Consider the following 6,948-nt stretch of genomic DNA (forward strand, 5'->3'; position numbering starts at 1 on the left):
GTCGTGCACCTCGCCGCGCAGCATGCCCCGGTCGGCCTTGGCCCAGGGGCGGCGCTGGTCCTCGGTGGCGGCGGCGCCCGGCCGGGGCCCGTACGAGGTGGCGGCCATGCCGAGGGGGCGGGTGATGCCCTCGCGGACGAGCGCGTCGAGCGGGCGGCCGGTGAGGCGCTGCAGGAGGTGCTGGAGCAGCAGCATGTTCAGGTCGGAGTAGAGGTACTCCCCCGGCGTGGCGCAGGGCGCCTCGGCGCGCAGCAGCGCGAGGCGGGAGGGCGCGTCCGGGGCGTCGTACAGCGGGAGTTCGGGGCGCAGGCCCGAGGTGTGCGTGAGGAGCTGGCGGACGGTGATGTCGTGCCGGGAGGCGGCCGTGAACTCCGGGAGGTAGGCGCCGATCCGCGCGTCGATGCCGAGGGTGCCGCGCTCGATCTGCTGCACGGTGGCGATCGTGGTGAACAGCTTGGTGACCGAGGCCAGGTCGAAGGGGGTGTCCGGGGTCATGGGCACCCGGGCCCGGCGCGGGAGGTCGACACCGCGGTCGGCGGCCTCGTCGTACGCGCCGTAGCGCACCGCCCAGCCGCAGGCGGCCTCGGCGGCGAGCACGGGGCCGCGCCCGGCGAGCAGCACGGCGCCCGCGCACCAGGGGCGGGGGCCCTCGACGAGCAGGCGGACGTCACGGACGAGGGCGGCCAGTTCGGCGGCGTCCAGGCCGGCCCGTTCCGGAGTGCCGCGGCGCAGTCGTGGCGAGCTCAGATCCCCGTCACCTCCCGGGTCCGCCGCCAGGGGCGGCACAGGGTCACGAACGCGAGCGCCGCCGCCAGTCCGCAGGAGAGCTGGACCAGGGCCATGGGTACGGCCGTGTGCTCCCCGGCGATGCCGACGAGCGGCGAGGCGATCGCGCCGATGAGGAAGGAGGAGGTGCCGAGCAGCGCGGACGCGGAGCCGGCGGCGTGCGGGGTGCGCATCAGGGCGAGCGCGTTGGTGTTCGGGGTGGCCAGGGCCATCGACGCCATGAGGACGAACAGGCCGGTGGCGATGGGCGCGAGGCCGAGGTCCTCGGGGGTGCCGAAGGTGCCGGTCGCGACGAGGAGCAGGAAGGTGGCGGCGAGGACGATCAGGGCGAGGCCGGTGCCGAGCACCTTGTCGAGGTTGACCCGGCCGACCAGGACCTTGCCGTTGAGCTGGCCGGTGGCGATCAGGCCGATCGAGTTGAGCCCGAAGAGCAGGCTGAACGTCTGCGGCGACGCCCCGTAGATCTCCTGGATCACGAACGGGGAGGCGCTCACGTACGAGAACAGCGCGGCGAACGCGAAGCCGCCCGCGATCATGTAGCCGGTGAAGACGCGGTCGGCGAGGAGTGCGCGCATGGTGCGCAGGGTCTCGCCGAGGCCGCCGCCGTGCCGCAGCGCGGGCGCGAGCGTCTCCGGCAGGCACTTCCACACCAGGGCGGTGAGCGCGATGCCGACGACGGTGAGGACGACGAAGACGCCCCGCCAGTCCGTGACGCGCAGGACCTGGCCGCCGATGAGGGGCGCGACGATCGGGGCGACGCCGGAGATCAGCATCAGGCTGGAGAAGAAACGGGCCATGGCGACGCCGTCGTAGAGGTCGCGGACCACGGCGCGGGCGATCACGATGCCCGCCGAGCCGGCCAGTCCCTGCAGCAGCCGCAGGGCGATGAGGAGGGCCGCGCTCGGGGCGGCGGCGCAGATCGCGGTGGCGGCTATGTAGAGGAACAGGCAGATGAGCAGCGGTCTGCGCCGCCCCCACTTGTCGCTCATCGGGCCGACCACGAGCTGGCCGAGCGCCATGCCGGTCAGGCACGCGGTGAGCGTGAGCTGCGCGGTGGCGGCGGAGGTGTGCAGCGAGCCGGTGACCTCCGGCAGCGCCGGGAGGTACATGTCCATGGACAGGGCCGGCACGGCGGTGAGTCCGCCGAGGACCAGGGTGACGAGGAAACCGGTCCGAACGGCCGCCCGGGGGACGGTGGTTGGGCCGCCGGGCCGGGGAACGTGCGCGGGCTGCGCGGTGTCCCTGGTGGTCCCGGTGCTTGCGCTCTCCGCCATCCCGATGCCCCTCGTTCCCTTTCGTCTCTCCCGGTCGTACGTGCGATTACCTATGCTCTCAGCTCTGCGGACTGGTCGAGACCAACTTTTGAGGTGGGGCACGGATGGCAGCGGAACGCGTGCGGTGGGGCATTCTCGCGACGGGCGGGATCGCCGGGTCGTTCACGGCGGACCTGCTGGACCTGCCGGACGCCGAGGTGGTGGCCGTGGCCTCGCGGACCGAGACGTCGGCGAAGGCGTTCGCGGAACGGTTCGGGATCGGGCGCGCGTACGGCGACTGGGCCTCGCTCGCCGCGGACGAGGACGTGGACGTGGTGTACGTGGCCACGCCCCACTCGGCGCACCGGGAGGCGGCCGGGCTCTGCCTGGAGGCGGGCCGTGCGGTGCTCTGCGAGAAGGCGTTCGCCCTGAACGCGCGGGAGGCCGGGGAGCTGGTGTCGCTGGCCCGGGCGCAGGGCCTGTTCCTGATGGAAGCCATGTGGATGTACTGCAACCCGCTGATCCGGCGGCTCAAGGCGCTCGTCGACGACGGGGCGATCGGCGAAGTGCGCACGGTGCAGGCCGACTTCGGTCTCGCCGGCCCCTTCCCGCCCTCCCACCGGCTGCGGGATCCCGCGCAGGGCGGGGGCGCGCTGCTGGACCTCGGCGTGTACCCGGTGTCGTTCGCGCACCTGCTGCTCGGGGAGCCGGAGCGGGTGGCCGCGTCCGCGGAGCTGTCGGAGGAGGGCGTCGACCTGCAGACCGGGATGCTGCTGTCGTGGGCGGGCGGGGCGCGGGCCCTGCTGCACTGTGCGATCAACGCCGGTACGGGGGTCACGGCTTCGGTGACCGGGTCCGCCGGGCGGATCGACGTGCCGGGCGGGTTCTTCCACCCCGACCGGTTCGTGCTGCACCGGGACGGGCGTGACCCGCAGGAGTTCGCGGCGGCGCCCGAGGACGGGCCGCGCGATTCCCTGCGGCACGAGGCACTTGAGGTGATGGGCCGGTTGCGGGCCGGCGACACGGAGTCGCCGCTCGTTCCGCTGGAAGGGTCCTTGGGGGTGATGCGGACGCTTGACTCCGTCCGGGGCGAGATCGGGGTGCGGTATCCCGGGGAGCGGTGAGGCGTCTGCCGGGTCGGCGTCCGTTGCCGGGTGCGCCTCCGGTGGGGGCTTCTCGCGCAGTTCCCCGCGCCCCTGAAATGCGGGCGCTTCGCGCCGCACCTCAGGGAGATGCGGGGAACTGCGCGGCCAGCCCCCACCGGCCTTACGCCGGACGGAGACCTTGGTCGCCCACGGCGGTGACGAAGGACGCCGCCGTGGTGATGCCCGCCCCCGGGACGGTCACTGCTGACACCGTCTTGAAGTCGGCCCGCGCCGACTCCTCGCCGAGGCCGACCGTCACGTAACCCCGGCGGCCGTTGTAGAACTTCAGGTGCGGGTTGGCCTTGGTGTACGTCTCCCACGTGGACGGCTTCTCCGCGCCGTCCTTGCCGGAGGTGATGGACGTGGCGACGATCTCGGTGCCGAGGGTGCGCGACGCCGGGTCGTCGAAGTCGTCCTTGATGTCGAAGGCGTACCCGACGTGCACGTCACCGGTGAGCACCATGAGGTTCTCGACGCGGGCCGCCTTCGCCCCGGCGAGGACCCGCGCCCGCGAGGCCCGGTAGCCGTCCCACGCGTCCATGGACAGCTTGGCCGCGGCGGTGAGGTCCAACTTCCGCTCGGAGAAGGTGACTTGCTGCGGGACGACGTTCCACAGGGCGCGCGAGTGCCGCCAGCCGTCGATCAGCCAGCGCTCCTGCGTGGCGCCGGTGATGGTGCGCGCCGGGTCGTCCGACTCGGGCCCCGGCGCGTGGGCGGTGTCGCCGTAGGCCTGGTTGGAGCGGTACTGCCGGGTGTCGAGGATGTCGAACTGGGCGAGGCGGCCCCAGACCAGGCGCCGGTAGAGCTGGGCGTCGGGCCCGGTGGGCAGCTGGGGGCGGCGCAGCGGCTGGTTCTCCCAGTACGCGCGGTACGCGGAGGCGCGGCGCAGCAGGAACTCGGCCGGCGGGTCGTCGTTCTCGGAGACGTCGTCGGCGTAGTTGTTCTCGGTCTCGTGGTCGTCCCAGGTGACGACGAAGGGGTGCGCGGCGTGCGCGGCCCGCAGGTCCGGGTCGGACTTGTAGAGGGCGTAGCGCAGCCGGTAGTCGTCCAGGGTCACCGTCTCCCGGTTGAAGACGTCGGGCAGCACCCGGTCGGTGTACGCACGGGCGCCGCCGGCCGAGGTGACCGCGTACTCGTAGAGGTAGTCGCCGAGGTGGAAGACGACGTCGACGTCGTCCTCGGCCAGGTGCTTGTACGCGGTGAAGTAGCCGTCGTGGTACGCCTGGCAGGAGACGGCGGCCAAGGTCAGCCCCGCCACGCGCCGGGAGGCCTCGGGCGCCGTGCGCGTGCGGCCCGTCCCGCTGATCCAGCGGCCCACGCGGAAGCGGTAGTAGTAGACGCGGCCGGGCGCGAGGTGTCCGACCTCGACGTGCACGGAGTGGTTGAACTCGGGGTGCGCGGTGACCGTGCCGCGCCTGGCGACGCGGCGGAAGCGCTCGTCGTGGGCGAGTTCCCAGCGCACCTCGACGCGCTGCGCGGGCAGGCCGCCGCCGGTCTCGTACGGCTTCGGGGCGAGCCGCGTCCACAGCAGCACGGAGTCGGGCTGCGGGTCGCCGGAGGCGACGCCGAGGGTGAACGGGTCGCCGGCGACCTTGGCCGCGTCCAGTTCGGCGGCGGCCGCGCTGCCGGCCGTGGGCAGGTTCACCGCGAAGGCGAGCGCCGCGGCGGCGCCGGTGACGGTGAGGAACCGGCGGCGGCCCAAGTGCTGTGCGGCGGCACGGAGTTCGGGGGCGTGCTGGGACGGGATGCGTGTCATGGACACAGTGGAGTGGGCCGGGACGACGCCCGACTGTCACGTACACAACAGCCACATGGCGGATCGGTGATCTCCGCATGGCCGGGCGCCCGTACGCTGCCGCCTCATGGACGTAGAGCGAACCGAACAGACACGCAGCGCGGTGGTCACCGGCGCCGGCTCGGGCATCGGCCGGGCCGTCGCCCTGGAGCTGCTGGCCGCCGGCTGGCAGGTGGCCCTCGCGGGACGCCGCACCGAGACGCTGGAGGAGACGGCCGCCCTCGCTCCCGGGGCGAGCCCCCTCGTCGTGCGCACGGACGTGTCGGACCCCGACGCGGTGGCCGCGCTCTTCGGCGCCGTGCGCGAGCGGTTCGGCCGGCTCGACCTGCTCTTCAACAACGCGGGGACGTTCGGCCCGGGCGGCGTGGCGGTGCAGGACCTGGCGTACGACGCGTGGCGGCACGTCGTCGACACCAACCTCAACGGGGCGTTCCTGTGCGCGCAGGCGGCGTTCCGGCAGATGAAGGAGCAGGACCCGCAGGGCGGCCGGATCATCAACAACGGCTCCATCTCCGCCCACACCCCGCGCCCGCACTCGATCGCGTACACGGCGACGAAGCACGCCCTGACGGGGCTGACCAAGTCCCTCTCCCTGGACGGCCGCCCGTACCGGATCGCGTGCGGGCAGATCGACATCGGCAACGCGGCGACCGACATGACCGAGCGCATGCAGTCCGGCATCCTGCAGGCGAACGGCGAGCTCGCGGCGGAGCCGGTGATGGACGTGGCGGACGTGGCGCGCACGGTGCGGCACATGGCCGAGCTGCCGCTGGAGGCCAACGTGCAGTTCGCGACGGTGCTGGCGACCAACATGCCCTACGTCGGCCGGGGTTGAGCGCTCCCCGCACGCCCTCGGCGCACGCCCCACGGAAAGCGCTTGAGACCTAAATCTCCACAAACGGAATGGGAACTACGCCCTCAATACCGGACACCGCGGCCCGTATGCTCGGCTCTTCTCCACGAGACCTTCACACTCGGAGTGCACCTTGCGCATACGTTCCGCGGCCCCGGCCGCTCTCGCCGCGGCGGCCCTCGCGGGCTCGCTGCTCGCCGCGTCCCCGGCTTCGGCCGCGGCACACCAGAGCGGCCTGCATCTCGGCTACATCCAGTACGACACCCCGGGGTCGGACACCCACAGCAACAGCAAGCTCAACGGGGAGTGGGTGAACATCCACAACAACTCCCGCTCCGCGATCCAGCTCAAGGGCTACAAGCTGAAGGACAACACCGGCTACACGTACACCTTCGGCAGTTACAGGATCGGCGCGGGCAAGACGGTCAAGGTCCGCACCGGCAAGGGCCACAACGCGGCGGGCGTCGTGTACTGGGGCCGCGGCTGGTACGTCTGGAACAACACCGGCGACAAGGCCCGCCTGATCCGGCCCAGCGGCTCGCAGCTGGACTCCTGCTCCTGGGGCCGCGGCCACCAGGCGGTCAACTGCCACTAGCCGCCACAAGGGGGGAAGCCGGCCCCGCACTCCTTGCCAGGGGGTGCGGGGCCGCGCTCGTCCCGTGCGGCGACAATGACCGCATGACCCACGACGTGCTGCGCTACACCGCCTTCGCCACCACCCCGGACGGCGGCAACCCCGCCGGGATCGTGCTCGACGCCTCCGCCCTCGGCGACGAGGACATGCTCAAGATCGCCGCCGATCTGGGCTACAGCGAGTCCGCGTTCCTGACCCCGGGGCCGGACCCGGCCGACGGACGCGCCTACACCCTGCGCTACTTCAGCCCCAAGGCCGAGGTTCCGTTCTGCGGCCACGCCACCGTCGCCACCGCCGTCGCCCTCGCGGAGCGCCACGGCACCGGCGACTTCCTCTTCCACACCCCGGCCGGCGAGGTCCCGGTCAGCGTCACCGGTGCCGACGGCGTCCTGCGCGCGACCCTCACCAGCGTCGCCCCGCACGTCGAGGACGTCGCCGCCGACGACCTCGCCGAGGCGCTGGCCGCCCTGGACTGGCCGGCC

Annotated in this window: 7 protein-coding genes; 4 read left to right on the forward strand and 3 right to left on the reverse strand. The window is 72.9% G+C overall.

From position 1 onward, the window contains the following. Together G3I40_RS15115 and G3I40_RS15120 are read right to left on the reverse strand one after the other, a co-directional pair. A partial coding sequence (locus tag G3I40_RS15115) for a serine hydrolase domain-containing protein (protein WP_164302690.1) occupies positions 1-786 on the reverse strand: 786 nt, incomplete at its 3' end. Then, a complete protein-coding gene (locus G3I40_RS15120; RefSeq protein WP_164302691.1) occupies positions 744-2,060 on the reverse strand; it encodes a multidrug effflux MFS transporter in 1,317 nt (438 codons plus the stop codon). The genes G3I40_RS15115 and G3I40_RS15120, both read right to left, overlap by 43 nt. Positions 2,061-2,164: 104 nt before the next feature. On the opposite strand from G3I40_RS15120, the gene G3I40_RS15125 reads away from it, so the two are divergent. Next, complete coding sequence (locus G3I40_RS15125; protein WP_164302692.1) at positions 2,165-3,163, forward strand: Gfo/Idh/MocA family oxidoreductase; 999 nt, start codon at positions 2,165-2,167, stop codon at positions 3,161-3,163. Between the two features lie 142 nt (positions 3,164-3,305). Here G3I40_RS15125 and G3I40_RS15130 read toward each other — a convergent pair whose 3' ends face one another. After that, on the reverse strand, positions 3,306-4,940 hold the full coding sequence (locus G3I40_RS15130) for an alkaline phosphatase D family protein (RefSeq protein ID WP_164302693.1): 1,635 nt from the start codon (positions 4,938-4,940) through the stop codon (positions 3,306-3,308). 106 nt (positions 4,941-5,046) lie between these two features. Here G3I40_RS15130 and G3I40_RS15135 point away from each other — a divergent pair, with 106 nt between their 5' ends. From G3I40_RS15135 to G3I40_RS15145, 3 genes are all read left to right on the forward strand, one after another. Continuing rightward, positions 5,047-5,814, forward strand: coding sequence for an SDR family oxidoreductase (locus G3I40_RS15135; RefSeq protein ID WP_164302694.1), 768 nt, complete (start codon positions 5,047-5,049; stop codon positions 5,812-5,814). Between the two features lie 151 nt (positions 5,815-5,965). Then, complete coding sequence (locus G3I40_RS15140) at positions 5,966-6,427, forward strand: lamin tail domain-containing protein (protein WP_164302695.1); 462 nt, start codon at positions 5,966-5,968, stop codon at positions 6,425-6,427. An 83-nt stretch (positions 6,428-6,510) separates the two neighbouring features. Beyond that, the coding region (locus tag G3I40_RS15145; protein ID WP_164302696.1) for a PhzF family phenazine biosynthesis isomerase at positions 6,511-6,948 on the forward strand (438 nt) is incomplete at its 3' end.

It is taken from the genome of Streptomyces sp. SID14478, assembly GCF_010548525.1.
Lineage (GTDB): Bacteria > Actinomycetota > Actinomycetes > Streptomycetales > Streptomycetaceae > Streptomyces.